General features: G+C 41.5%; 34 protein-coding genes, 1 tRNA gene and 1 pseudogene. 28 read left to right on the top strand and 8 right to left on the bottom strand.

Annotation, left to right across the window (positions count from 1 at the left end):
- The first annotated feature begins 140 nt into the window (after nt 1-140).
- The 12 genes and pseudogenes from M0696_RS12370 to M0696_RS12315 all read left to right on the top strand — a co-directional run bounded on the left by M0696_RS12370 (nt 141) and on the right by M0696_RS12315 (nt 10,405).
- Nucleotides 141-611 carry a hypothetical protein gene (locus M0696_RS12370; RefSeq protein WP_166850783.1) on the top strand — a complete coding sequence of 157 codons (471 nt, stop codon included), beginning with the start codon at nt 141-143 and terminating at the stop codon, nt 609-611.
- Entirely contained in the window at nt 608-1,687 is a 1,080-nt protein-coding gene (locus M0696_RS12365) for a glycosyltransferase family 4 protein (RefSeq protein WP_222143163.1), read from the top strand. Before M0696_RS12370 ends, M0696_RS12365 begins: the two co-directional genes overlap by 4 nt.
- An 83-nt stretch (nt 1,688-1,770) precedes the next feature.
- Nucleotides 1,771-1,920: a 50S ribosomal protein L33 gene (gene rpmG / locus M0696_RS12360; RefSeq protein WP_003153056.1), complete on the top strand. Its 150-nt coding sequence runs from the start codon at nt 1,771-1,773 to the stop codon at nt 1,918-1,920.
- An 84-nt stretch (nt 1,921-2,004) separates the two neighbouring features.
- Entirely contained in the window at nt 2,005-2,568 is a 564-nt protein-coding gene (locus M0696_RS12355; RefSeq protein WP_222143162.1) for a 5-formyltetrahydrofolate cyclo-ligase, read from the top strand.
- A 66-nt stretch (nt 2,569-2,634) separates the two neighbouring features.
- Nucleotides 2,635-2,808, top strand: coding sequence for a hypothetical protein (locus M0696_RS12350; RefSeq protein WP_087990719.1), 174 nt, complete (start codon nt 2,635-2,637; stop codon nt 2,806-2,808).
- 88 nt (nt 2,809-2,896) lie between these two features.
- Nucleotides 2,897-4,417 (top strand): rhomboid protease YqgP, encoded by a 1,521-nt coding sequence (gene yqgP / locus M0696_RS12345; protein ID WP_222143161.1) that lies wholly within the window; start codon nt 2,897-2,899, stop codon nt 4,415-4,417.
- Between the two features lie 112 nt (nt 4,418-4,529).
- Nucleotides 4,530-4,746, top strand: a pseudogene (locus M0696_RS12340) (YqgQ family protein).
- Between the two features lie 10 nt (nt 4,747-4,756).
- Entirely contained in the window at nt 4,757-5,722 is a 966-nt protein-coding gene (gene glcK, locus M0696_RS12335) for a glucose kinase GlcK (protein ID WP_166850797.1), read from the top strand.
- A 115-nt stretch (nt 5,723-5,837) separates the two neighbouring features.
- Complete coding sequence (locus tag M0696_RS12330; RefSeq protein ID WP_222143159.1) at nt 5,838-7,754, top strand: LTA synthase family protein; 1,917 nt, start codon at nt 5,838-5,840, stop codon at nt 7,752-7,754.
- Nucleotides 7,755-7,835: 81 nt separating this feature from the next.
- Nucleotides 7,836-8,966, top strand: coding sequence for a M14 family metallopeptidase (locus M0696_RS12325; protein ID WP_222143413.1), 1,131 nt, complete (start codon nt 7,836-7,838; stop codon nt 8,964-8,966).
- Nucleotides 8,967-9,032: 66 nt separating this feature from the next.
- Nucleotides 9,033-10,088, top strand: coding sequence for a YqgU-like beta propeller domain-containing protein (locus M0696_RS12320; protein ID WP_222143158.1), 1,056 nt, complete (start codon nt 9,033-9,035; stop codon nt 10,086-10,088).
- A 2-nt stretch (nt 10,089-10,090) separates the two neighbouring features.
- A complete protein-coding gene (locus tag M0696_RS12315; protein ID WP_003226294.1) occupies nt 10,091-10,405 on the top strand; it encodes an MTH1187 family thiamine-binding protein in 315 nt (104 codons plus the stop codon).
- Between the two features lie 31 nt (nt 10,406-10,436).
- Here the strand turns inward: M0696_RS12315 and M0696_RS12310 are convergent, their stop codons facing one another.
- On the bottom strand, nt 10,437-10,610 hold the full coding sequence (locus tag M0696_RS12310) for a DUF2759 domain-containing protein (RefSeq protein WP_014114408.1): 174 nt from the start codon (nt 10,608-10,610) through the stop codon (nt 10,437-10,439).
- 156 nt (nt 10,611-10,766) lie between these two features.
- Between M0696_RS12310 and M0696_RS12305 the strand changes: the two genes are divergently transcribed.
- Complete coding sequence (locus tag M0696_RS12305) at nt 10,767-11,402, top strand: MBL fold metallo-hydrolase (RefSeq protein ID WP_003226297.1); 636 nt, start codon at nt 10,767-10,769, stop codon at nt 11,400-11,402.
- A gap of 39 nt (nt 11,403-11,441) precedes the next feature.
- Here the strand turns inward: M0696_RS12305 and M0696_RS12300 are convergent, their stop codons facing one another.
- Nucleotides 11,442-11,687, bottom strand: coding sequence for a DUF2626 domain-containing protein (locus tag M0696_RS12300; RefSeq protein ID WP_003226300.1), 246 nt, complete (start codon nt 11,685-11,687; stop codon nt 11,442-11,444).
- Between the two features lie 232 nt (nt 11,688-11,919).
- Here M0696_RS12300 and mgsR point away from each other — a divergent pair, with 232 nt between their 5' ends.
- The gene (gene mgsR / locus M0696_RS12295) at nt 11,920-12,297 is read left to right on the top strand and encodes a transcriptional regulator MgsR (protein WP_003226302.1); all 378 of its coding nucleotides are present in this window, start codon (nt 11,920-11,922) and stop codon (nt 12,295-12,297) included.
- Nucleotides 12,298-12,367: 70 nt separating this feature from the next.
- Here the strand turns inward: mgsR and M0696_RS12290 are convergent.
- Nucleotides 12,368-12,438, bottom strand: a tRNA-Gln gene (locus M0696_RS12290).
- Nucleotides 12,439-12,527: 89 nt separating this feature from the next.
- On the opposite strand from M0696_RS12290, the gene M0696_RS12285 reads away from it, so the two are divergent.
- The gene (locus tag M0696_RS12285; protein ID WP_166850806.1) at nt 12,528-13,367 is read left to right on the top strand and encodes an STAS domain-containing protein; all 840 of its coding nucleotides are present in this window, start codon (nt 12,528-12,530) and stop codon (nt 13,365-13,367) included.
- Between the two features lie 51 nt (nt 13,368-13,418).
- On the opposite strand, the gene M0696_RS12280 is transcribed toward M0696_RS12285, so the two are convergent.
- Entirely contained in the window at nt 13,419-14,747 is a 1,329-nt protein-coding gene (locus tag M0696_RS12280) for a hemolysin family protein (protein WP_222143157.1), read from the bottom strand.
- Nucleotides 14,748-14,890: 143 nt separating this feature from the next.
- On the opposite strand from M0696_RS12280, the gene M0696_RS12275 reads away from it, so the two are divergent.
- From M0696_RS12275 to M0696_RS12230, 10 genes are all read left to right on the top strand, one after another.
- A complete protein-coding gene (locus M0696_RS12275; RefSeq protein WP_222143156.1) occupies nt 14,891-15,838 on the top strand; it encodes a magnesium transporter CorA family protein in 948 nt (315 codons plus the stop codon).
- Between the two features lie 62 nt (nt 15,839-15,900).
- Complete coding sequence (locus M0696_RS12270; protein ID WP_222143155.1) at nt 15,901-16,311, top strand: CBS domain-containing protein; 411 nt, start codon at nt 15,901-15,903, stop codon at nt 16,309-16,311.
- Between the two features lie 212 nt (nt 16,312-16,523).
- Nucleotides 16,524-17,594 (top strand): competence protein ComGA, encoded by a 1,071-nt coding sequence (gene comGA, locus M0696_RS12265; protein ID WP_166850818.1) that lies wholly within the window; start codon nt 16,524-16,526, stop codon nt 17,592-17,594.
- On the top strand, nt 17,581-18,618 hold the full coding sequence (gene comGB / locus M0696_RS12260; protein WP_222143154.1) for a competence type IV pilus assembly protein ComGB: 1,038 nt from the start codon (nt 17,581-17,583) through the stop codon (nt 18,616-18,618). Before comGA ends, comGB begins: the two co-directional genes overlap by 14 nt.
- A 13-nt stretch (nt 18,619-18,631) precedes the next feature.
- Nucleotides 18,632-18,928, top strand: coding sequence for a comG operon protein ComGC (gene comGC / locus M0696_RS12255; RefSeq protein WP_166850840.1), 297 nt, complete (start codon nt 18,632-18,634; stop codon nt 18,926-18,928).
- The gene (gene comGD / locus M0696_RS12250; protein ID WP_166850843.1) at nt 18,918-19,349 is read left to right on the top strand and encodes a competence type IV pilus minor pilin ComGD; all 432 of its coding nucleotides are present in this window, start codon (nt 18,918-18,920) and stop codon (nt 19,347-19,349) included. The genes comGC and comGD overlap by 11 nt, the downstream gene beginning before the upstream one ends.
- Nucleotides 19,333-19,680, top strand: a complete 348-nt coding sequence (comGE, locus tag M0696_RS12245) for a competence type IV pilus minor pilin ComGE (protein ID WP_166850846.1) — start codon at nt 19,333-19,335, stop codon at nt 19,678-19,680. The genes comGD and comGE overlap by 17 nt, the downstream gene beginning before the upstream one ends.
- A gap of 25 nt (nt 19,681-19,705) precedes the next feature.
- Entirely contained in the window at nt 19,706-20,089 is a 384-nt protein-coding gene (gene comGF, locus M0696_RS12240) for a competence type IV pilus minor pilin ComGF (RefSeq protein WP_248602000.1), read from the top strand.
- Nucleotides 20,090-20,464, top strand: coding sequence for a competence type IV pilus minor pilin ComGG (gene comGG, locus M0696_RS12235; RefSeq protein ID WP_166850848.1), 375 nt, complete (start codon nt 20,090-20,092; stop codon nt 20,462-20,464).
- A 70-nt stretch (nt 20,465-20,534) separates the two neighbouring features.
- Nucleotides 20,535-20,714: a YqzE family protein gene (locus tag M0696_RS12230; RefSeq protein WP_166850851.1), complete on the top strand. Its 180-nt coding sequence runs from the start codon at nt 20,535-20,537 to the stop codon at nt 20,712-20,714.
- 42 nt (nt 20,715-20,756) lie between these two features.
- Here M0696_RS12230 and M0696_RS12225 read toward each other — a convergent pair whose 3' ends face one another.
- Entirely contained in the window at nt 20,757-21,083 is a 327-nt protein-coding gene (locus M0696_RS12225) for a YqzG/YhdC family protein (protein WP_222143412.1), read from the bottom strand.
- 270 nt (nt 21,084-21,353) lie between these two features.
- Between M0696_RS12225 and tapA the strand changes: the two genes are divergently transcribed.
- The 3 genes from tapA (at nt 21,354) to tasA (ending at nt 23,517) form a co-directional block, all read left to right on the top strand.
- The gene (tapA, locus tag M0696_RS12220; protein WP_248601999.1) at nt 21,354-22,112 is read left to right on the top strand and encodes an amyloid fiber anchoring/assembly protein TapA; all 759 of its coding nucleotides are present in this window, start codon (nt 21,354-21,356) and stop codon (nt 22,110-22,112) included.
- Nucleotides 22,096-22,668: a signal peptidase I SipW gene (gene sipW, locus M0696_RS12215; RefSeq protein ID WP_166854631.1), complete on the top strand. Its 573-nt coding sequence runs from the start codon at nt 22,096-22,098 to the stop codon at nt 22,666-22,668. Before tapA ends, sipW begins: the two co-directional genes overlap by 17 nt.
- Nucleotides 22,669-22,731: 63 nt before the next feature.
- A complete protein-coding gene (tasA, locus tag M0696_RS12210; protein WP_166850876.1) occupies nt 22,732-23,517 on the top strand; it encodes a biofilm matrix protein TasA in 786 nt (261 codons plus the stop codon).
- Between the two features lie 91 nt (nt 23,518-23,608).
- On the opposite strand, the gene sinR is transcribed toward tasA, so the two are convergent.
- The 3 genes from sinR to M0696_RS12195 form a co-directional block, all read right to left on the bottom strand.
- Nucleotides 23,609-23,944 (bottom strand): transcriptional regulator SinR, encoded by a 336-nt coding sequence (gene sinR / locus M0696_RS12205; RefSeq protein ID WP_166850894.1) that lies wholly within the window; start codon nt 23,942-23,944, stop codon nt 23,609-23,611.
- Between the two features lie 33 nt (nt 23,945-23,977).
- Nucleotides 23,978-24,151, bottom strand: a complete 174-nt coding sequence (gene sinI / locus M0696_RS12200; RefSeq protein ID WP_166850897.1) for an anti-repressor SinI — start codon at nt 24,149-24,151, stop codon at nt 23,978-23,980.
- A gap of 184 nt (nt 24,152-24,335) precedes the next feature.
- Entirely contained in the window at nt 24,336-25,130 is a 795-nt protein-coding gene (locus tag M0696_RS12195; protein ID WP_222143151.1) for a YqhG family protein, read from the bottom strand.
- Nucleotides 25,131-25,136 lie beyond the last annotated feature (6 nt).

The following is a 25,136-nucleotide window of genomic DNA, read 5'->3' as shown; positions in this document are numbered from 1 at the left end:
ATACCATAAAACCAATGGATTCTAAAGGAATTCGCGAAAAAAACGAGATTTTGTCGAGAAATCTTTCTTTGCTTCCTCTCTATGTAATGGTTTAATAGGAACACTGAGTGAACGATAGGAAAGGAGAATGTTAGAAGTCCATGGATAAATACCCATTTCCCTATAATATACGACATAAGCTTTCTTTTTTTAGGGACACATTCGACATGATCATTCAAAACGCTCACACCTTGACCGTGCGATGGGAAATACCGGAAGAAACAATGCGGCTGGCTGAAGCGGTGCTTTTCGAAAAGCCGCAGGATATGATAAAAGAATTGCGCATTGTCCTCAAAAGAAAAGGCATTGAAGCTGTCAGGACAAAGCGCACAACGTATCATAAAGGGGAATGGACAATTGGACGGGCGGCAGGTGATGCTGTATATCGGGCTGAATATAGAATTGTTAACTCAATGAACGTCTCTCTCAAGCTCGCAGATACAGAGGACATCTATCTTGCGGAAAATGGGATTAGTGATATAAACAGCTTTCAGAATGAGGACGTGTTCACCTCGTGGGAGAAGCAATTTTCTGCCTATACGTGTTATGGGAGAGGAGAAAAAGAACGATGAACATTCTCATGCTTTCACTCGAACTTCCTCATGAACCGAAAAGCGGGCTCGGTGTCCATTTAAATCGTCTCATTTCCTATTTAAAACCGCATATCAACATTACGGTTTGTACTCCAAGCAGGAGGCTGTTTTCATATGCGCAGTTTGAAGATTTTATAGCTGATGCCAACTTTACAATGATTCAGGATGTGTTATCTTGCAATGAACGCTTTGATCTAATTCACGCCCATGACGACATGACAGCCCCTGCTGCCCATGATTTGAAAAAGCGTCTTGGTCTTCCGCTTGCTGCGACAATCCACGGTCTTGAAAGCGAAAGAAAGAAGGTGTGCCAAGAAGCACCGCACCCATACAGACTTCAGACCGAACGGCTCCTTATAAATTCCGCTGATGAACTGATTGTATTAAGCACCTTTATGAAACGGGCTCTTGATAAGATTGCACGTAAAAAACCAACTGTTATCCCGAGTCCTGCATCTATGGAGGAAGAAAAGAGGCAAGTTCCACGGAGTATGAATAAAAGGTTTCTATTTTCATTTGGCAGGTTTGTTCCTGAAAAAGGTTTTTCTCAGCTGTTAAAGGTGTTTGCTATCTTGAGACAGCGCCAGCCTGACCTGCATTTAGTACTGGCTGGGGAAGGGCCGTCTCTGTCCTCCTATGAGAAATTGGCTGCGGAATTGAACGTAGAGGACCGTGTTATGTTCCTGCCGTTTATGCATAGAAGGGACATCAGAGCATTTCTGTCTCGCTGTGAAATGGCTGTTTTCCCTAGTTTTTATGAAGCGTTTGGGCTAGCCGCGCAAGAAAGCATGGAACAAGGTGTACTGACTGCCGTTTCTCAGTCGGGTGGCTTTTGTGACTATGCCGTTCATGACAAAACGGCAATCGCCATTGAATTTACGCGTGTACAGGAAGCTGCTGATCTGCTGAACAGGTTATTAATAGATCGGGAAAAGGCCTGCCGGATAAAAGAAGCCGGCAGACAACAAGTGATCAAACTCCACCATCCCCGGCTCATTACGGAATCATATTTGCAGCTTTATAAGCGTATCATCAATAATTCAGCAATTCATTGAAAAACAGCCTAGCATTCCGTCCATTATAGTGGTATTATATATAAGTCTGAATAAGTAAATGATTTTAGTTTGGAGGGAAAATAATGCGCGTTAATATTACTTTGGCTTGCACTGAATGTGGTGAGCGTAACTATATTTCTAAAAAGAACAAACGCAACAATCCAGACCGCGTTGAATTTAAAAAATATTGCCCACGTGATAAAAAATCTACGTTACACCGTGAAACAAAATAACAGCCTAGCTGTTTGAGGTGTGAGAAAAAAGCCAGAGCTTTGAAAAAGGTTCTGGCTTTTTTTCTATTCCGAGGGGGATGAGAGATGAAATCACAATTAAGAAAAAAGACGATGGAGGCACTATCTGCTGTATCAAGTGAAGATCTTATTCAAAAAACAGCACGTATGTACAAACTTTTGTTTTCACTGCCGGAGTGGCAAAATGCCAGGACCATTGCCGTCACCATATCCAGAGGGGTGGAAATACCGACGCGTTCCGTCATTGAGCAGGCTTGGAAAGAAGGGAAACAAGTTTGTATTCCAAAATGCGACCCGGGCACGAAGAAAATGCAATTCCGCACATATCAGACTGAGGCTCAGCTCGAAACCGTTTACGCCGGACTTCTTGAGCCGGTGATCGAAAAAACAAAAGAAGTGAAACCATCACAAATTGACTTGATAATCGTTCCAGGTGTTTGTTTCGATACTGATGGGTTTAGGATTGGCTTTGGCGGCGGCTATTATGACCGTTATTTAAGCGATTATAAAGGGAAGACAGCCTCATTACTTTTGGAATGCCAGCTGTTTGTACACGTTCCCCGTCTGCCGCACGACATCCCAGTACATAAGCTGATAACGGAGGATCAGATCATTTCTTGTTTTTCATAACTTTCCTGCTCCTTATTCAAGAATAAATAAGAAAGAATGACAAACCCTATTGGCAGGAGGGATATAATGAAAAAACTTATGATTTATGCTATTTTTGCTGTTTCTGCCGTCATGTTTTATCAAAATCGCTACCGTCTTATGAATACCGTACTCAGCCAGCCGGGAATCAGACGGTCTTTTATCCATCTCTTTTTAAGAATTCCATTTATCCGTAATAAGTTTATACAGCAAGCTTTCTAAAATCCCGTGAAAAACGGGATTTTTTGCTTTCAGTAGGCGTTCGGAGCGCCAGCTGTTATAATGAGAAAAAACCATTGGAGCGGTAAACATGTATTTGCTAGAGTATACATATTGGAAAATCGCGGCGCACCTAGTGAAAAACGGGTATGGCGTCATACAAGCCGGTGAGTCAGATGAAATATGGCTGGAAGCACCGGACAAGTCCTCTCATGATCTGATTCGCCTTTACAAGCATGACCTTGATTTCCGTCAAGAAATGGCAAGAGATATCGAAGAACAGGCTGAACGAGTAGAACAAGTCAGAAAGCAACTTGGCAGACGCAAGATGAAGTTGCTGAATGTATTTTTTTCAGCGGAAGCTCCTGTTGATGACTGGGAAGAGATTGCAGAAAAGCCTTTTGAGAACGGAACCGTGTCGGTTGAACCGGCGATCGTGAGGGGAACGATGCTTCGTGATGATCTTCAAGCTGCTTTTCCATCATTTCATGCAGAAGATTGCACAGAAGCCCGTAATTCGTTTGAAGACGTGCAAATGGCGAGAGAACGCTTCCTTTCGCTAGTGCTGAAACAAGAAGAACAGAGGAAAAATGAAGCGGCGGTTTTTCAAAATGGAAAACCAATCTTTACATATTTATTCATCGCGCTTCAGGTCTTGATGTTTTTTTTGCTTGAACTAAACGGGGGCAGTACAAATACGGAGACACTGGTCGCTTTTGGAGCAAAGGAAAATAGCCTGATTGCAGCGGGAGAATGGTGGCGGCTTCTGACTCCGATTGTGCTTCACATCGGGGTTGCGCATTTAGCGTTTAACACGCTGGCTTTATGGTCGGTCGGTACAGCGGTTGAGCGCATGTACGGATCGGGCAGATTTCTGTTGATTTATCTGGCCGCTGGCATTACGGGTTCGATTGCAAGCTTTGTGTTCAGCCCGTACCCTTCAGCAGGCGCTTCAGGAGCCATATTCGGATGCTTAGGCGCACTGCTGTATGTAGCTTTGTCAAATCGGAAAATGTTTTTAAGAACCATTGGAACCAATATTATTGTCATTATTATCATCAACCTGGGCTTTGGTTTTGCGGTTTCGAATATTGACAATTCGGGACATATCGGCGGCTTGATTGGCGGCTTTTTCGCAGCTGCCGCACTGGGATTTCCCAAAGCCCGAGCCTTGGGAAAAAGAGTGTTGTCAGCAGTTATACTGATTGCTTTGGCGGCCGGATTTTTATATTACGGGCTGCATTCCCCTTCCCATCAGGAGGCAGCGCTGATTCAGCAGGCAAACGAGCTGTATCAGGATGGAAAGTATGAAGAAGTAACGGATCTGCTCAACGGAGAAGCGGAGCGAAAAGATGCCTCAGGCGATCTATTAAAAATCCTGGCTGTTTCTGATATTCAACTCGGCGAATATGATCAGGCGGTTTCCCTTTTGGAAAGAGCGGTAAAAAAAGACCCTAAAGACCATGCCTCATATTATTATTTAGCCTTATTGTATGCGGAAAAAAATGAGCTTGGTCAAGCCGAAAAGGCTATCAAGTCGGCTGTAAAACTGAAGCCGAAGAAGCAGCGCTACACAGAGCTGCAGCAGCAAATTGAAAACAATAAAGAATGATAAGGAAGGATGCCAAGGAGGGGGGCTGGCTTTTTTGTCAGCGTTTTCTTCTTGACTGGCCGCTTCCATATGAATACGCTAATGATAGTTAAGATCAAGAATGGTGAGGAAAATGAATACTTTTTATGATGTGCAGCAGCTATTAAAAACGTTTGGCCACATTATTTACTTTGGGGACAGAGAGCTTGAAATTGAGTTTATGCTAGATGAATTAAAGGAATTATACATGAACCACATGATCGAGAAGGAGCAGTGGGCCGAAGCGGCAGCGGTCCTTCGAAAAGAATTGGAACAAACAAAAAAACGGAAGAGATTTATGTAAAGGCTAAGGTGATAAAAATGGACGAGATATGGTTTGCGGGCATTGATCTGGGAGGAACGACGATTAAACTCGCTTTTATTAATCAATATGGTGAAATTCAGCATAAGTGGGAAGTCCCAACTGATAAAACCGGCGACACCATTACAGTTACAATCGCAAAAACAATCGACAGCAAACTGGATGAGCTGCAAAAACCGAAGAATATCATCAAATACATCGGAATGGGCGCACCAGGACCTGTAGATATGGCAGCAGGAGTTGTTTATGAAACGGTAAATCTGGGGTGGAAAAACTATGCTTTAAAGAACCATCTGGAGACAGAAACCGGCATCCCGGCTGTGATAGAAAACGACGCGAATATTGCTGCGCTCGGGGAAATGTGGAAGGGAGCGGGTGACGGCGCGAAAGACGTCATTCTCGTGACACTTGGCACAGGAGTTGGCGGCGGCATCATTGTAAATGGCGAAATTGTACATGGCATAAATGGCGCCGGCGGGGAAATCGGCCATATTTGCAGCATTCCTGAAGGTGGGGCGCCTTGCAACTGCGGCAAAACGGGCTGTATTGAAACGATTGCGTCGGCAACGGGAATTGTAAGAATTGCAAAAGAGAAAATGGCAAATGCTAAGCAGACGACACGTTTAAAAGCAACTGAACAATTGTCAGCGCGGGATGTATTTGAAGCAGCGGGTGAAAATGACGAAATGGCCCTTGAAGTGGTTGATTATGTGGCCAAGCATCTTGGTTTGGTGCTGGGAAATTTGGCAAGCTCGCTTAATCCGTCAAAAATCGTTATTGGCGGCGGCGTATCGAGAGCAGGAGAACTGCTGAGATCAAAAGTCGAGAAAACATTCCGCAAATGCGCATTTCCGCGGGCAGCCGAAGCTGCTGATATTTCAATCGCAGCACTTGGGAATGATGCCGGCGTAATCGGAGGCGCTTGGATCGCTAAAAATGAATGGCTGAAACACCAAAATTGTTAAAATTGTGTAAATGAAATTGATTTTTTGTTATGTTCAGGTTAAGATTTAATTTGATGTGTTAATGAGAATGTTGGGAATAGACTGATTTTTTAAGCGTGCTGCATAGGAGGTTGAAATGCGAAAAACGTTTTTTTCGAAGATTTCATTTATGCTAATTGCCATTTTTTTGATGTGGCTGAAAACGTATGCTGTTTACAAAACCAGTTTTCATATTAAAATCGACAATCTAACGCAGGAATTTATTCTGTTTATCAACCCGTTGAGCTTTTTGCTGCTCATCTTTGGATTCAGCCTGTTTTTAAAAGGCAAAAACAGAAATCGCTACATTATTGCGATGAGCTGTCTTGTCACGTTTGTATTGCTGGCTAATATGGTTTTTTACCGTTTTTACAATGATTTCTTAACAATCCCTGTCCTTTTTCAAACGAGCAACATGGGTGATCTCGGAAGCAGCATCGGAACTCTTCTTGAGCCGACAGACCTTTTATTGGCTGTAGATATTGCGGTTTTAATATGGCTTCACATCCGGCAAAAAGCTTTTCAATCGGACATTCCCTCGACGAAAAATGAACGGGCGGCATATTTTCTGTTTGTTGCTTCTGTTTATTTCTTCAATTTAGGCTTGTCTGAAGCGGAAAGACCTCAGCTATTGACACGCTCATTTGACAGGGAAATGCTTGTTAAAAACATCAGCCTGTTCAATTTTCATATTTACGATGGTGTTCTTCAGTCAAAGCAGTCTGCACAAAGGGCATTGGCTGACAGTAACAGCCTGACGGAAATTGAAAACTATGTAAGCGCTAATGCGAAAGATGCCAACAAAAGCTTATTCGGCGCTGCAAAAGGAAGAAACGTCATTCTCGTATCTTTAGAGTCGACGCAAAGCTTTGTGATTAATGAAAAGGTGAATGGAGAAGAAATCACACCTTTTCTGAATGATTTTATAAAACAGAGCTACAACTTCAATAATGTATACCACCAAACCGGCCAGGGGAAAACATCAGATTCTGAATTTATCGTGGATAATTCACTGTATCCGCTTGGACGAGGTGCCGTGTTTTTTACAAATGCGGGCAATCAATACATGGCCGCACCTGAAATTTTGAAAAACAGCGGTTATTATTCAGCAGTGCTTCACGCTAATAATAAAAGCTTTTGGAATCGTGATTTAATGTACGACTCATTTGGATATGATTCGTTTTTTGATATTAACTCGTATGACGTAACTGATAAAAATTCAGTCGGCTGGGGACTGAAGGATAAAGAATTTTTTGAGCAGTCTTCAGAGCTGATGAAAAATCTGCCTCAGCCGTTTTACTCGAGGCTGATCACGCTGACGAACCACTTCCCGTTTGATCTTGATGAAGAGGATCAATTGATTGATGAATATGATTCAAGCAGCCAGACGCTAAATAAATATTTCCCGACTGTGCGCTATCAGGATGAGGCGCTGAAACGGTTTATCGAAAAGCTGAAAGAAGACGGGTTATACGACAACTCTATTATCGTATTATACGGTGACCATTATGGGATATCGGAAAACCATAATGAAGCGATGGGACAGTTTTTAGGGAAAGAGATTACACCATTTGAAGAAGTGCAGCTCCAAAAAGTGCCGCTTGTCATTCATATTCCCGGTATTACCGATAAAAAGCCGCAAACTATTGAAACAGTAGGAGGGCAGATTGATATCAGGCCGACACTGATGAATCTTTTAGGAATTGATACGAAAGATCACATTCAATTTGGAAACGATCTGCTTTCAGATGAAAAACTGGACTTTACGGTACTACGGGACGGGAGCTTTATTACGGATCAGATCGTTTATACAGATGGTGCTTGTTATGACAAAGAGACCGGAAAGCCGCTAAAAGAGGCAAAACAATGTGAAGCATTTGCTGATAAAGCAAAACAGGAGCTATCACTTTCTGATGAAATCATTTATGGGGATTTGTTACGATTTTATGATCAGAAAAGGCTGGACAACTCGCCAAAACGAAAAGAAGTACAAATGCTTGATCAGGCATCGTAATCACAATGTCTCCCGCATCAAAGTGAGCGGGAGGCTTTCTTTTTTTAAACACGCTGTCATATAGTAACAAAAAGGGGGATGATGATGGCGTTTATTACGGTAAAACCTGAGATCAAGCACAATTTGTCCAGAGTGGCGAGAGAGTTGAAGATAGACGAGGATTTGCTTAGAACTGCAAATCGCTCGGCACAGAAACATCAATTGTATTGTCCTGGTTATATGATTGAAGAGCGTAACGATAAGGAGTTTCAAACTATCCAGGACATAAAGAGCTTTTTACAGCATCGGCAGCTGGACCTTTCTGATAACTGGGTCGAGCAAGAAAAAATTTATGATGATACAGCTGTTGAAAAGGAAATAAAGAAGATCATTGATGTGTTTCCGTTTGTCTCATGCCGGGAAATCGGCCGTTCAGTACTCGGCAGGCCAATCTGGGAGCTGAAGACTGGTGGGGACCATGCCGAAAAAAAGGTCCATATGAACGCCTCATTTCATGCGAATGAGTGGATCACAACGTCTGTCCTGCTGAAATGGTTTAAGGAATACTGTATATCATTATGCTGCAACTCGCCTTTATTCGGCTACTCTCCCATGAAGCTGTTCAGCAGCACATCCTTGTCTCTCGTACCTCTTGTTAATCCTGATGGTGTTGATCTTGTCTTGAACGGATCAGAAGGCATGGAAGCCAGGAAAGATGAACTTGAAAGGCTAAATGAACATCGTCCGAATTTTAATGAATGGAAGGCGAACATAAACGGGGTCGATTTAAATAAACAATTTCCGTCGTTATGGGAAATTGAAAAATACCGCAAACCGGCAGCACCCAGCTACCGCGATTTTCCGGGAATCTCTCCGCTTACGGAGCCGGAATCCATTGCGATGTACCGGTTGATAACGGAGAATCCGCCTGACAGACTGCTGGCTCTCCATACTCAGGGAGAAGAAATTTATTGGGGCTATAAAGGCCTTGAGCCAGAAGAATCTGCTGCTGTCATAAAGGATTTTGAGAAGTTAAGCGGGAACATTTATAAAGGAATAAGGGATATAGACAGCTATGCGGGATTTCGCGATTGGTTTATTCACCATTATTTTAAAGAAGGGTATACGGTGGAACTTGGAAAAGGCCAAAATCCTTTACCGTTTCAGCAGTTTTCACATATTTATAACGCCACAAACGGCATTTTGTGGAGGGCGTTATTTTTTCATGAGTAACTGAAACTTTTTCTTTTTTCTGCCGAAACAAATATGAGACAATAGAGATGATCGGAGGGGAAGCTGATGAGATCAGTTTGTTTCATTCTGCTGTCGGCATTGCTGTTTAGTTTATCGGCATGCGAACCATCTCATCAGCAGCGAAAACAGGCATCGGCGGCAAAAGATGAGGAAAAGGACATCATACCGCTTTCCGCGGAAAAAGCAGACGGGGCAGAAGGATGGCTTAATAACAGCACAATTTTATATACCGCGTCTGATCCGACGAAAACGGAGCTTTTTGCATACCGCATCTTTAGCGGTACAGCGAAAAAGCTCTATCAAACGGATGGTCAAATCGTTGATGTTCAAATCAATCCGAGGAAGCAGATGATTCTGCTGCAAATCACGCACAGCCAAAAGACGACAGTGGTTTTGCTTAATGCAAAAGGAGAGACGCTTTACCAAAAAGATTACGAAACGTATGAGCTTGAGGCTGCTTGGAATCAATATGATCCTTATCAAATAATGGTCACGGTATTCACTGAAAACTGGGATTTTCATACATATCAGGTGGATGCTAAAAAAGACGAGTCTTCCTTAAGTCCGGTGCAGGTTCCGTTTATTCACTGGACATCCAAAAACACGTTTGATTATGTAAAAGAGGGAAGAGACGATAAGTCAGGGCCTTTATATACGTTCGATACAGTATCCAAAGCGGAACAGAAGCTCGAGGACGACGTTCTTTTCTTGGATTCTTTCCATCAAATGAGTTTTAGCGTCAAATCAGCTTCCGGAGATAAAGGGACGTATCAGTTTAAAACGCCACAAACAAAATCGCCAGTTACAGCGGAATGGCCGCTCCAAACGAAATATACAAGTTTGGCTCCGATGGAGTATGACTATGATGAAGCAAAAGGCCTGTTTTATACGTTTAAAGAAAGCGGCGATGCATATATGCTTGCAGCTGTCAATACGGCATCGGGAAAGGCAAAAGATCTTTTCTCTCTGCCGGAAATGGAGCCGATTCAAATATCTCCAAACGGTAAATATGCATTATACGGCTTTCATTTTGAGCAGTTCATTTTTTTGAAATCACATGAAATGAAGCAACTCATCATTGATCAAAAGGAGATGGAATAACGATGGCTATCGCAGATGTAACCATTATCCCAATCGGTACCGAAACACCTAGTGTAAGTGCTTACGTGGCCGATGTGCAAAAGATTTTAGAAGAGTATAAAGCTGAAGGGAAAATCAAATATCAGCTGACACCGATGAATACGCTCATCGAGGGAGAGCTCAGTGACCTTTTCACAGTCATTCAGGCAATTCACGAATCGCCGTTTCAAAAAGGGCTGCACAGAGTGGCGACCAATATCCGCATCGATGACAGGCGTGACAAAAAAACGACGCTTGAAAGCAAAATAGAAAGTGTCAATAAACATTTACAGCAATAAAAACAAACCTGTATCCGATCGGATACAGGTTTTAATGTGCGGTTGGATAGCCGCTGTTTATCACGGTCATCACGGTAAACCAGCCAAAGACAAATAAGGTGGCTCCGGCCAATAAAAATCCAAGTATATTTCTATTTTTAACAGAACGCAAGACTCCCCATAAAGCGAAAAGAGCGACAAGGCCGAAAATCACGACAAGTAACATTACGCAGCCCCCTTTACATTGAAAAACCTGCAATTCTTTCCATTTTTATTCTACCTGTTTTTTATAGGTTTGTCGATAGCGTTTTCATTGTGATTGTTTGAATCTTTTTTCAAAAACCTTCATAATAAAAGCATAAAAAAGAAAGAGGTGATATAAGTGAAATGGAGACGGATGCCAGTAGGGCCGATTCAAGCGAACGCATATTTTCTCATCAATGATGATCAATGCCTGATTTTTGATCCGGGCGGCGAAGGAAATAAAATCAATCAATACATAAAAGAAAAAGGGCTGACGCCTTTAGCCATTTTGCTTACACATGCCCATTTTGACCATATAGGGGCGCTTGATGAAGTGAGAGAAAAATGGGATATCCCTGTTTACCTACATCAGAATGAAAAGAATTGGCTTACGGATGCCTCTTTAAACGGCTCCGGCATGCTGCGAGGGATAGAAGTCACAGCTAAGCCTGCAGATCATCTGATTGAAGGAGACGGTGAGCTGAATATCGGACCGTTTCATTTGGAAACATTATTTACGCCGGGACATTCGCCAGGCAGTGTTTCTTACTACGTGAAGGATGCAGACTTGGTGATCTCCGGAGATGTCCTGTTTCAAGGCGGCATAGGGCGTACGGATTTGATAGGCGGCGATCAAGAGACGCTGCTGACCTCCATTCATGAAAAACTGCTTACGCTGCCGGAGCACACGCTAGTGTTAAGCGGCCATGGCCCTGAAACAGACGTGCAGACAGAGCAGGATCAAAATCCGTTTTTAAATGGGTTTTCATTGTAAAAAAAGAGACAAACCGATAAGGTTTGTCTCTTTTTGCATTTAATGCCCTCCGCCGCCGGGCACCATAATAAAAATCGAGTAATATGTAAAGCCGGCGAAGAAAATCGTTAAATATGCCCCGAAAATATAAATATACATGCGTTCAGTTAAGTTCAAATACGATAGGAATACAAATAAGATCGTCTGTCCAAAAAATAAAAGGGAAGCATCTTTCATATCACCTAAATAAAACATGACTGCAAAAATTCCCGTCCAAAATCCCAGCACCCGGAACATGCGATTCATTTTTATCCCCTCCCGAGAGTCCCTCTGACTGTTATTATAATAGATCACACCTATAAATGTAAACATTTTCATTATTGATATACAAATGGAATTTGTTCCTTTGATTGCGTTTTCTATTATATGAATGGTTTTTAAAAATAATCCGAAAAAAAGTTCTGTAAATGGTTTAAAGAAAAAATGATCCGGGTAGTTATTCTACAAAGAGATGGTTAACTGAGGAGGAAAAAAACGAATGGAACAATTAATTTTTTACTCATATCCGAGCTGCACGTCATGCCGAAAAACAAAACATTGGCTCAAAGCGCATCAAATCGAATTTAACGAACGGCACTTATTCAGAGAAACCCCGACAGTGGAAGAATTAAGGTACATTTTATCATTAACGACAGAAGGAATTGATGAAATTTTAGCGACAAGAAGCCAAACCTTCAAAAATTTAAATCTAAACATCGAAGAGATGACGGTAAATGAGGTGCTGGAACTTTTAATCGAGAAGCCGAAGCTTTTGCGACGTCCGATTCTTGTAGACAACAAAAAGCTGGTAATCGGTTATAATCCGGGAGAGCTGTTGAAGTTATCGAAGAAGAAAACAGTTCATCAATCTGCATGATGATGAAAAACCGAAGATCCGCTGATTTTATACGAATCAGCTTATCTTCGGTTTTTCACCTGTTCAGAAACTGGGCTAGCTGGATTCGAACCAACGATCACGGAGTCAAAGTCCATTGCCTTACCGCTTGGCTATAGCCCATTGAATGTAAACATAGTATGTGTAGAGGCAGACGCGTTATACATATGAAGCATAAATTTTTTCAAAAGAACAGGAGGTAGCTCATTAAGATGATAGCTCTTGATCAGCATGTTACAGAGCACAAAGAAGATATTATGAAACAATGGCTGGAAACTTGTACGTCAAAAGGAAGCTGGCTGCATAACGCTAAAGACCAGCAAAAATTAGAACAAAAGTTAAAAGAGCAGCACGAATCATTAGTGACCATCGTGGCGAAATCCCTTAAAAAAGCAGATGACGTAAAGGATGAGCTCAATCGATGGTCTCTTCAATGTGCGAGAGACCGTGTCGTTCATGAAGTGACTGTAACAGAAAGTGTCGGCCAATTTAACACCTTCAGACACATCATGTTTGAATGGATTCAGAAGTTCAGCGAAGCCTCATCTCAAGAAATCAGCATTCAGGACATTTGTGAGTGGAGCCAGATTTTGAATCAAACCATTGATGAGATCATCGAAGTGTTTACTGAAGAATACTACCAGGTCACCATGATACAATTAAACGCGCAAAAAGAAATGATTAATGAATTGAGTGCGCCGATTATGCCGATTTCTGAGGGAATAGGGATTCTTCCGCTTGTCGGTGAAATTGATACGTACAGAGCGAGGACGATTTTGGAGTCGGTGCTACAGCAGTGTTCAGCGTTAAAGCTCTCGTATTTATTTTTAGATATTTCGGGCGTTCCAATCGTCGATACAATGGTGGCCTATCAAATTTTTAAAGTGATTGACAGCACTAAACTGCTTGGCATTGAGACAATTATTTCAGGTATCAGACCTGAAATTGCCCAAACCGTGGTGAAGCTGGGGCTGGATTTTTCGAATGTAAAAACCGAGCAAAGTCTTGCTAAAGCCTTGGCCAATAAAGGATTTAAAATAGAAGAGTGTTGATGTATCACCATGTTCATCCTGAAGTAAAGCAGCTGAACAGCCTCCCTCGGGCTATTCAGCTTTTTTTACTTCTATAAATAAAATGTGATGGCTGTCGATGTCTTTTACCTTAAATGAGTAGCCGTCATATTCAATGACACTTTCAGGCTCGGCGTCTATGTTTTGTGTCAGAAACCAGCCGCCCAAGGTGTCCACTTCTGCGTCTGATAAATCCGTTCCAAGCAGATTGTTTACATCGCTGATTAATAATTTTGCATTTAATAAGTAGTGATCCTTTCCGAGCTCGCGGATATGAGGCACTTCATCTGCATCAAATTCATCGCGGATTTCTCCTACAATTTCTTCTATAATATCCTCGACAGTGACCAAACCGGAAGTCCCGCCATATTCATCAATGAGGATCGCCATATGAGTGCGTTCCTTTTGCATTTTAAGCAGTAATTTATAAATAGGAATGGTCTCAATAACGTGGATAACAGGCTGAATGAAAGGTTTAATTTGCTGCTTTTTAAGTGAAAAATCTTTCGACAGCATTGAAAACAGCACTTCTTTCATATTGATTACGCCAATGACATTATCTTTATCCTCTCTGACAACTGGGTACCGGGTATATTTTGTTTGCTTCACTGTTTCCTGCAGATTTGGGATGGCATCTTCATCAAGTGACAAACTGACCATTTCATTTCGCGGCACCATGATTTCCTTTGCCATTCGTTTATCAAAGGTAAAGACATTATTCATGTATTTTAATTCACTTTTTTTGATTTCACCGCTTTTATAGCTTTCAGCCAAAAGAACCCGCAGCTCTTCCTCCGTATACGCCAGCTCATGCTCTGATGCCGGCTTCAGCCCAAACGCCCCTGTAATCAACCGGGCAGAGTGGTTCAGCAGCCAAATGAATGGAAACATGATCTTATAAAACCAAATAAGCGGTTTGGCGAGCATCAATGTAATGCTTTCTGCTTTTTGAATGGCGAAACTCTTAGGCGCCAGCTCCCCGATGACGACGTTTAAATATGTCACCGTTAAAAAGGCGATGACAAGTGAAAGAAGGTGGGTCAGAGATTCATTTAAGCCTGCTTTATGAAAAAGCGGCCGAAGCAGAGTTTGCACAGTCGGTTCCCCAAGCCAGCCCAGTCCTAAAGCTGCGACTGTGATACCCAGCTGACAGGCTGATAAATATTCATCAAGGTGAGTGATGACATGCTTTGCCGCTTTAGCACCTTTCTTTCCTTTTGCGACAAGCTGATCAATTCTGGATCGCCGCACTTTTACAATTGAAAATTCTGCGGCAACAAAAAATCCTGTTAACAAAATAAGAATAGCGACTGCTAGTAAATTGATAAATTCCAAAACAATTGCCTTCTCCAAGGAAGGCATGCACCTCCCTTTTCCGATGTCTTTCTACATTCCATACCACCTGAAATTATTCGCAAAACATGCGTAGAAGCGGCTGCATGGTTTAGTGATGCCTTTATTGGGCAATTAAAGAATAAAAGAACAAAAGTTTGGAGGAGCTTGACATGAAGGCACATACGGGAAAGGATTGGTTTTGGTACCAAATGGGCCCCCAGGAAAGAAATAAGGCGAGAGATCTGATCCATTTTTCTCACTGGCCTCAGTGTGAAAAGTGGTTTGAAAATAACCATCATATTAATTTTTTGCGCGTAGACACGACTGAAAGGGAAAATGAAGCGGTGTTTGGCTCGATTGTATATGATCAAGGGCTGGGTGAGGAAAAAGACCATACCGTTTTTCACTTTTATATAACTAGGCAATATTTTTTCACAATTAACTTTGACTTTTCGATTTTGAAGGGGATTAAGGGAAAACAAGTTGTCCAGCAAATGGAAAGAGCGGATAGTACCATGGAGGGATTTTTGATCCTTCTCGGCGAGTTAATGAATGTGTATCTAATCGGTTTAGATGAATTTGAAGTAAAGCTGAGAAAGCTCAGGTGGCAAATCAAAGACGATAATAGCAAAAGCATTTTAAATCGTGTCCATCTCCTGCACCATGAGCTGATGGTCTGGAAAAACTTAATCCTAAGCACTAAAAAAATTGAAATGGCATTGAAAGAAACCTTTTTGCCCCAAAATGAAGGGAAAAAGGTTTATCAACGGATACAACTCAAAATTGACAGGGGGTTTACATACATTAGTGAATTTGAAGGGGAGCTTAATAGTCTGTTGCATTCAGAGGAAGTCATTACCTCTCACAGGGGAAATGAAATATTCAAAGCGCTGACCATTTTCACGACGCTTTTTACGCCGGTTACAGCACTCGGTGCCCTCTGGGGGATGAACTTTTCAGTGATGCCTGAGCTGAATTGGAAATACGGATATCTCTTTTCTCTCTTATTGATTTTCACGTCTACAGTCCTGATCTACCTATACTTGAAGAAGAAAGGCTGGACGGGAGATATGCTGCAGGAGCGGAAGAAGAAATCTCGAAAAAGGCGGACACTGTAGGAGGTTTCATTTTTTGTGCAGCGGATAAAGAATAAATAGAATACGGTAAAGGAGGAATGGAAATGAAAATAAGAGACATCATGACAAAGAATGTAGAATGCTGTGAACTAACCGCTTCAATCACGGAACTAGCGAAAAAGATGAGAGACTCCAATGTCGGTTCTATTCCTATCTGTGAAAATGGCACACTTCAGGGGATTGTTTCTGATCGGGATATTGTGACGAGATGCTTAGCTGAAAGTCAGATGGATGCAAATGCAAGTGACATCATGAGCACTGACATCGTATCCGGCCATCCTGATATGTCTGCTGAAGAAGCGGGGCAGCTTATGGCAGAGCACCAAATCCGCCGTTTACCGATTATTGAGAACGAACGAATTGCCGGTATTGTTGCATTAGGCGATCTTTCAGTTGAGAAGGATACTGATCAAAAAGCCGGAGAAGCATTAAGTGAAATTTCAAAATCAGCATAATGAAAGATGGAGTGAACAGGCATGATGATTATCATGCCTGCTTTTTTATTGAGAAAATAATGAAATCAATGAGGTACATTCAGCTGAAACAATCGTTTCTGCCAGCAGGAATTGATTTTTCTACATATAACATCTCAAGAAATCACTTTTTCCCTGTTTGATTACCGGTCCTTCTTTTTCTACAATACGCATTGAAAGGAGAGGGAAACAAATTGGATTCAATAGAAAAGATAAGCAGAACCTTGATTAAAGAGGCATATATAACAAAGGCTTCTGATATTCACATTGTACCGAGGGAGCGGGACGCCATCATTCATTTTCGGGTTGATCATGCCCTACTGAAAAAAAGGAACATGAAAAAAGAAGAGTGCGTAAGATTGATTTCACATTTTAAATTTCTCTCAGCGATGGATATAGGGGAAAGGCGAAAGCCACAAAATGGGTCGCTTACGCTAAAGCTTGAAGAGGGAAATGTTCATTTAAGAATGTCAACGCTCCCCACAATTAATGAAGAAAGCCTCGTGATCAGAGTGATGCCTCAATACCATATCCCTTCGATTGATAAACTGTCGTTATTTCCGAAGACTGGAGCCACTTTACTATCATTTTTAAAACATTCCCATGGCATGCTCATTTTTACCGGGCCGACTGGTTCAGGGAAGACCACCACATTATACTCTCTTGTTCAATATGCAAAAAAACACTTTAATCGAAATATTGTCACACTGGAGGATCCTGTTGAAACAAGGGACGAGGATGTTCTTCAAGTGCAGGTGAATGAAAAAGCCGGTGTGACATATTCCGCAGGGCTGAAGGCTATTTTGCGTCATGACCCGGATATGATTATTTTAGGTGAGATTAGAGACGCGGAAACAGCTAAAATTGCGGTTCGGGCAGCGATGACGGGGCATCTGGTGCTGACGAGCCTTCATACGAGAGATGCGAAGGGTGCGATTTACAGACTGCTTGAATTCGGTGTGAATATGAATGAAATCGAACAGACTGTGATTGCAATAGCGGCTCAGCGCTTGGTTGATTTGGCTTGCCCGTTTTGTGAAAACAGATGTTCATCAGTGTATTGCCGCCAGTCACGAAACACCAGGAGAGCAAGCGTGTATGAGCTCCTTTACGGAAAAAATCTTCAACAATGTATTCAGGAGGCAAAAGGAAATCATGCAAATTACCAATATCAAACGCTACGTCAAATTATCAGAAAAGGAATTGCACTCGGCTACTTGACGACAAACAACTATGACCGGTGGGTTTATCATGAAACAGATTAGAAAAACCTGGCCGTTAAAGGATCAAGCCCAGTTATTGAAGCGGCTCGGTGAAATGACGGCGGGCGGATATACGCTTCTGGATGGAATACGCCTGATGGAACTTCAGATGAATAAGAAGCAGGCGGCTGACTTGACTGACGCGATCACTCGTTTGAGAGAAGGAGCTCCGTTTTATCAAGTATTAAAGAGTTTGTCATTTCATAAGGAAGCCGTAGGTATTTGTTATTTTGCTGAAACACATGGTGAACTGCCTGCTTCCATGATCCAGAGCGGAGAGCTGCTTGAACGAAAAATTGCACAGGCAGACCAGCTGAAAAGGGTGCTGCGATATCCGCTTTTCCTCATCTTCACAGTCGCTGTCATGTTTTATATGTTACAGTCTATCATTATTCCTCAGTTTTCCGGTATTTATCAATCGATGAATATGGAAACCACACGTTCCACTGACATGCTTTTTGCTATTTTTCAGCATATTGATCTTGTAATCATTTTGTTGGCTCTTTTTGCAGCAGGTTTCGGGCTTTATTATTGGCTTGTGTTTAAGAAAAAATCACCTGTCCGGCAAATGCTTATTTGTGTCAGAATTCCTTTGGTTGGAAACCTTGTCAGGCTGTTTAACAGTTACTTTTTTTCTTTGCAGCTAAGCAGCCTTTTACAATCAGGTCTCTCAATTTATGACAGCCTTAACGCATTTAAACATCAAACGTTTCTTCCTTTTTACCGTTGCGAGGCTGAACAAGTGATTGAACGGCTAAAAGCTGGTGAATCAATTGAAACCGCAATTTGTGAAAGCCCTTTTTATGAAACTGATTTTTCAAAAGTGATATCTCACGGCCAGCTGAGCGGCCGCCTCGATCGGGAGCTTTTCACATACAGCCAGTTCATATTGCAGCGGCTGGAGCACAAGACCCAAAAATGGACAGGCATCCTTCAGCCTATGATTTATGGATTTGTTGCAGCGATGATCTTAATTGTGTATTTATCCATGCTTTTACCTATGTATCAGATGATGAATCAAATGTGAAAGGAAGAGGCCGATGAATGAGAAAGGATTTACACTTGTTGAAATGTTAATTGTGCTCTTTATTATTTCGATCTTGCTTTTAATTACGATACCGAACGTCACGAAACATAATCAAACCATTCAAAAGAAGGGGTGTGAAGGCCTGCAAAACATGATTAAGGCACAAATGACTGCATTTGAGCTTGATCATGAAGGACAGACACCGAGTCTCGCTGATTTACAATCAGAGGGCTATGTGAAAAAGGATGCAGTTTGTCCAAATGGAAAGCACATTATCATCACTGGCGGGGAAGTTAAGGTTGAACAGTAAATTAAACGAGGAGGAGGGATTTACCCTTTTAGAAAGTTTGCTTGTGTTAAGCCTCGCCTCTATCCTCTTGATTGCCGTGTTTACCACACTTCCTCCTGCTTATGACAACACAGCTGTCCGTCAGGCAGCATGGCAGCTGAAAAACGATATTATGCTTGCACAGCAAACTGCAATTTCCAGTCATCAAAGAACAAAAATTCTCTTTCAGAGAAAAGAATATCAATTAGTTATGGGGGATACGGTAATTGAACGTCCGTATGCCACGGGACTTTCTATAGAACCGCAGACATTAAAAGACCGTTTGGAATTTAATGAGAAAGGACACCCGAATGCAGGCGGGAAAATACGAGTAAAAGGGCATGCCGCTTATGACATAACAGTTTATTTAGGGAGCGGGAGAGTCAATGTGGAGAGAAAATAAAGGTTTTTCAACAATAGAAACAATGTCTGCGCTAAGTCTATGGCTGTTTCTGCTGCTGACAGTCGTTCCATTGTGGAACAAGCTGATAGCTGATGAAAATATGGCGGAATCTCGAGAAATAGGCTACCAGATGATGAATGAAAGCATTAGCAAATATATGATGACAGGTGAAGGAACTGAGGAAAAAACGGTTACGACTAACAATAATAACTATACGCTAAAGTGGGAGGAGGAGCGGGAATATCAAAACGTATGCATCTCAGCAGCAGCTTATAAAGAAAAACCATTTTGCCTCAGCATTCTGCGGACAGACTGGCTATACGCTTCTTAACGTATTATTTTCACTTTCCGTCTTTTTGCTCATATCAGGATCGTTAGCTACGATCTTCCATCTTTTTTTGTCACGGCAGCAGGAACATGACGCTTTCACACAGCAGGAATGGATGATTTCGGTGGAACAAATGATGAACGAGTGCAAGCAGTCACACGCAGTCAAGACAGCTGAGCATGGGAGCGTGTTGATCTGTACCAATCCTTCTGGGCAAGACATCCGTTTTGAAACCTATCAATCGATGATAAGAAAAAGGGTAGATGGCAAAGGCCATGTTCCGATTCTAGATCATATTACAGCCATGAGAGCCGATATTAAAAATGGTGCTGTTTTGCTGAAAATTGAGAGTGAAAGCCAAAAAGTGTATCAAACTGCTTTTCCGATTTATACATCTTTAGGAGGAGGATAAATGTACCGTTCGAAAGGGTTTATTTATCCAGCTGTTCTTTTTGTGTCTGCGCTGGTGCTGCTGATCGTAAACTTTACTGCTGCTCAATATGTTTCACGCTGCATGTTTGAAAAGGAAACAAAAGAGTTTTACACAGGAGAGAATTTGCTTCAGAATGGCGCGCTTCTATCAATTCGGCATGTTCTTGAGCAACGGAGAGGCCAAAAGGGTTCGCAGCAGTTTCCATATGGACAGGTTTCTTATTACATTCACGATACATCGATAAAAGAGCAAAAAGAAATCAACCTAAAAGCGTTGACGGAGTCTGGAACAGAAAGATCTGTACAGATCGTGTTTGATCAAAAACAGAAAAAGCTGCTGAGGTGGACAGAATAAAGCAGAGAATAGGTATAAAAAAAGTCATGTGAGCCAACACTTCATAATAATTGAATGATGAGGTGATCACGTGAAAACGAATGATTATGTCAAATATATGACTCAGCAATTTGTCAAATATATAGATACTCCGAAAGATGAGCGAAAAGAACGAAAAGAGGTGCGGAGAGAAACTAAAACTCCCGCTTCACAGCATTGGTTCGGTATTTTACCTTATGGTTTCAGGCTATGGATGAAACGGAAAAAATAATAGCAAATGTAACGAATAAGGTCCTTCAAAAAATGGAGGACCTTATTGATATTCTTCTAATATGGCAATTTTATTGACCTTTTGGCTATAGGGATCAAATGAAATCGTCACAAATACGCCGAATTCCTTTGACCCTTCCCTCAGAGTTAAATGGTATTGCTTCACTGCTTCATCTTTTCTTTTGCGGTCCCATACTTTTTGTTTGAACAGTACCTGAGCGAGCGGGTACCTTTTTTTTGCTTCTTTGACTGCAAGCTCTTCCCATTTGGACATGTGTCGGGCGGTCACAAGCGGTGCTTCTTCTGCGTGAACGGCAGAGTTACCGAAAACGAGAAGAGAAAGACAAATCACACATTGTTTGATCATTATGCTGTCACCCTTTCTTTGTGTATTATTACCAAATCATAATTGGCTATGCATTTAATTTCTCACATAACAATCCCAAAAATTTCAAAAAATCAAAAAGGTGAGCAATACTGAGTAAGACTTTGTAATATGATGAAAACATTCTTTTAAACGAACAAAATGAATGTTTTTGGTGTTTTTCAATCGATTAAACGTTGATTATACTCTATTTGTGTGGTTCTTTAAAAAGAACGATCGTTATATCAAGTGACAGTGTTTTACAGGAGGTAAGATATGTTTCGATTGTTTCGCAATCAGCAGAAGGCGAAGACGAAACTGAAAGTTCTGCTCATTTTTCAGCTTTCAGTCATTTTCAGTCTGACTGCCGCGATATGCCTGCAATTTTCCGGTGATACAAGCGCTGCTTTTCATGATATTGAAACATTTGATGTCTCGCTTCAAACGTGTACAGACTTTCAGCATACAGATAAAAACTGCCATTATGATAAACGATGGGATCAGAGTGATTTGCACCTGTCAGATCAAACGAATACGAAAGGTACTGTATGCTCACCTGTCGCTCTATTTGCTGAGCTCGAAAATACAGGCGAGAAACTTAGGACATCAAAGTGGGAGTGGGAGCTTCATAAGCTGGAAAATGCCCGCAAACCGTTAAAGGATGGGAACGTGATCGAAAAAGGGTTCGTTTCCAAACAAATCGGCGATTCACTTTATAAAATCGAAACGAAGAAAAAAATGAAACCGGGCATTTTTGCATTTAAAATTTACAAACCGGCCGGCTATCCGGCAGACGGCCGTACATTTGAGTGGTCAGAGCCTATGACGCTTGCAAAATGCGATGAAAAACCGACGGTTCCGAAAAAAGAAACAAAGCCGGCCGTCAAAAAGGAGAAGGAAACATCACAAAAGGATCAAGATAAATCAAATAAAGAAGATACATCTCAAGAAGCGGCAACAGAAGAAAAAGAAACTCAATCAGTTCAGAAAGAAAGCGGGGAAGAGGATGAAAAAAGCAATGAAGCTGATCAGTAATATTCTCTACGTGATCATCTTTACTCTCATTATTGTGCTGACACTTGTCGTGATATCAACGCGTTCATCCGGGGGAGAGCCGGCAGTGTTTGGATACACGCTAAAATCAGTATTGTCAGGTTCAATGGAGCCGGAGTTCAACACAGGTTCCTTAATATTGGTCAAAGAGATCACTGATAAGAAGGAGCTCCAAAAGGGTGACGTCATTACATTTATGCAGGATGCAAATACGGCGGTCACCCACAGGATTGTTGACATAACGAAGCAAGGAGACCATTTGTTATTTAAAACAAAAGGGGACAATAATGCAGCAGCTGATTCAGCGCTTGTATCGGATGAAAATGTCCGCGCGCAATATACAGGTTTTCAGCTTCCATATGCCGGCTATATGCTTCATTTTGCCAGTCAGCCGATCGGAACTGCTGTTTTACTGATTGTTCCCGGCGTGATGCTGCTGGTGTACGCTTTTGTGACGATCAGCAGTGCTATTAGAGAAATTGAAAGAAAGACAAAAGCCTTGGAAACAGATGCAAAGGACAGCACCATGTCCACTTAACATCAGTTGTAAACCTGGCAACAGGTTTCGATATAATATCATTCAATAAAAGGGGAGTTTGCCATGGGTATGAAAAAGAAATTAAGTTTAGGAGTTGCTTCTGCGGCACTAGGATTAGCTTTAGTTGGCGGAGGAACATGGGCAGCATTTAACGACATTAAATCAACGGATGCTACTTTTGCGTCAGGTACGCTTGATTTATCTGCTAAAGAAAATTCAGCGAGTGTTAACCTGTCAAATCTAAAGCCGGGAGACAAATTGACGAAAGACTTCCATTTTGAAAATAACGGCTCACTTGCGATCAAAGAAGTATTAATGGCACTGAATTACGGTGAATTTAAAGCAAACGGCGGCAGCAATACATCTGCAGAAGATTTTCTCAGCCAGTTTGAAGTGACTCTATTGACAGTTGGAAAAGAGGGCGGCAATGGATACCCGAAAAATATTATTTTAGATGATGCCAATCTCAAGGACTTGTATTTGATGTCCGCTAAGAATGATGCAGCGGCTACTGAAAAAATCAAAAAACAAATTGACCCTAAATTCTTAAATGCAAGCGGTAAAGTCAATGTAGCAACAATTGACGGTAAAACCGCTCCTGAATATGATGGTATTCCAAAAACACCGACTGATTTCGATCAAGTTCAAATGGAAATCCAATTCAAAGACGACAAAACAAAAGATGAAAACGGTCTAATGGTTCAAAATAAATATCAAGGCAACTCCATTCAGCTTCAGTTCTCATTTGAAGCGACACAATGGAATGGCTTGACAATCAAAAAGGAACATACTGATAAAGACGGTTACGTGAAAGAAAATGAAAAGGCGCACAGTGAGGATAAAAATTAATAGCAGCAAAAAAAAGATGGCCCAGTATATCATGTACTGGGCCGTTTCTATGTTGATTGACAAAAGAGGAGTCAGTGCCTCTGCTCAGGCACTACTCCTCTTTTTGGGATTTTCTCCATTTTTGATAATCTAAAAATTCACGAAATTGTTTTTTCGATACCCCGGATGTCATTGCATCGCGAACCAATTTCTCCCATTCACTATCTAATTGACCATCGTATTCGGATTCATGTTTCTCATCGAGCAAAGTATGAACCGAGACGTCCAGAACAGCGGAGACTTTTTCGAGAAATTGAATGGAGGGGTTCGTTTGTAGATTTCGTTCTATTGAGCTTAAATAAGACTTCGCTACCCCAGCTTTTTCAGCTAGTTCTGATAGTGAGTAGCCTTTTTCTTTACGGTATTGTTTAATACGCTGGCCAATCAATGTCATCACCTTCCTTGTGATATTATAGCACATTCAGAAAGGATTTACGGTATGACTTCTGGCTGCCGGACCAGGATGAGCAGACTTTTTGTTTAAAAGTAAATATTTTCGTATTTCTTCCGGGCTGATATTTGCCTCTTTGGCTTTCATCATTAATTCAACCCATTCTTGATCTAATTCGAAGTACTCTTGTTTTGCATTTTTCATGCAGATTCTCCTCCTAAAATACTTGTTTATGTATTTCAGCCAGTCCGGCCATGACTCATTGTATGCTTCATTGGTCTCTGGAAGTCATTTGCCATTGAAATTGCCAGAATTTTTTTCCAATATACCTTTATTATAATCGCATTTTTTCAAAAAAAACGAGAACGATGTCGAATGGTAAAAAAAGTTAGATTGAAATATTATTTTGCAGATAAAATAATCCGCCATTTTCAATTTCAACTGATATCTTTGGTTGATACAAGGCTTTCAGTGCCTGTTTTTCTAGATGATACTCTTCTGGTTTTTCTTCTATATGCTCATAAAATTTGTCAAGCAATGACATATCATTTTTCCACCTGCTTACCGCCTGTTCTGCCCAGTCTGACGGCTCCTGCATGGCGGATTTTGCAATATAGTTTTCCATCCGCTTAAGGCCGCTTTCTGGTTTGATCATAGGCGATATGGTGAAGCAATAGTCACATATTTGAGACGTCAGTGGTAGCTGTGTCAGCTTGCTGTGAAAATCTTCAATTATGGTTCCAGAGACTAGGTGAAGGCCTAGTGACAATAGCTTATCCTTTTTCATGTCGGACTGGTATGAAATCGTGACATTTATACCAAGCCAAGGCTGAAGTGGAACTTTGGCTCCGGCTGATTCAATTTTCTCATACATTCTGGTAAATCTCCCATTTTGTTTAACAGCTTTGAACATTTGAAAAAGGCGCGGCGCCCCAAAATAAATAAATTCGCCGTCTAGGTCTTTTGGAGCAGTTTCTTTATCTGTAATAAAAGTGATTTTCATCGGATTTGGATCGCCGCCTGTTTTCTCGCGCCAGTGCCAGTAGAAAGGGCGGTTCATGATTTGTTTGTCCATTTCAACTGTAAGCTGCACGGTCATATAGCCTGAACCTTGATCAACGATTGGGCAGCTGTTTGCTTGAAAAAAACGCAGCAGAAAATCGTGAACCTCTTGCTGTCTCACTTATAA

The organism is Bacillus rugosus, assembly GCF_023238245.1.
GTDB classification, from domain to species: domain Bacteria; phylum Bacillota; class Bacilli; order Bacillales; family Bacillaceae; genus Bacillus; species Bacillus rugosus.
Note: the sequence above shows the minus strand (reverse complement) of the source record. Positions and strands in the feature narration are given on the sequence as shown.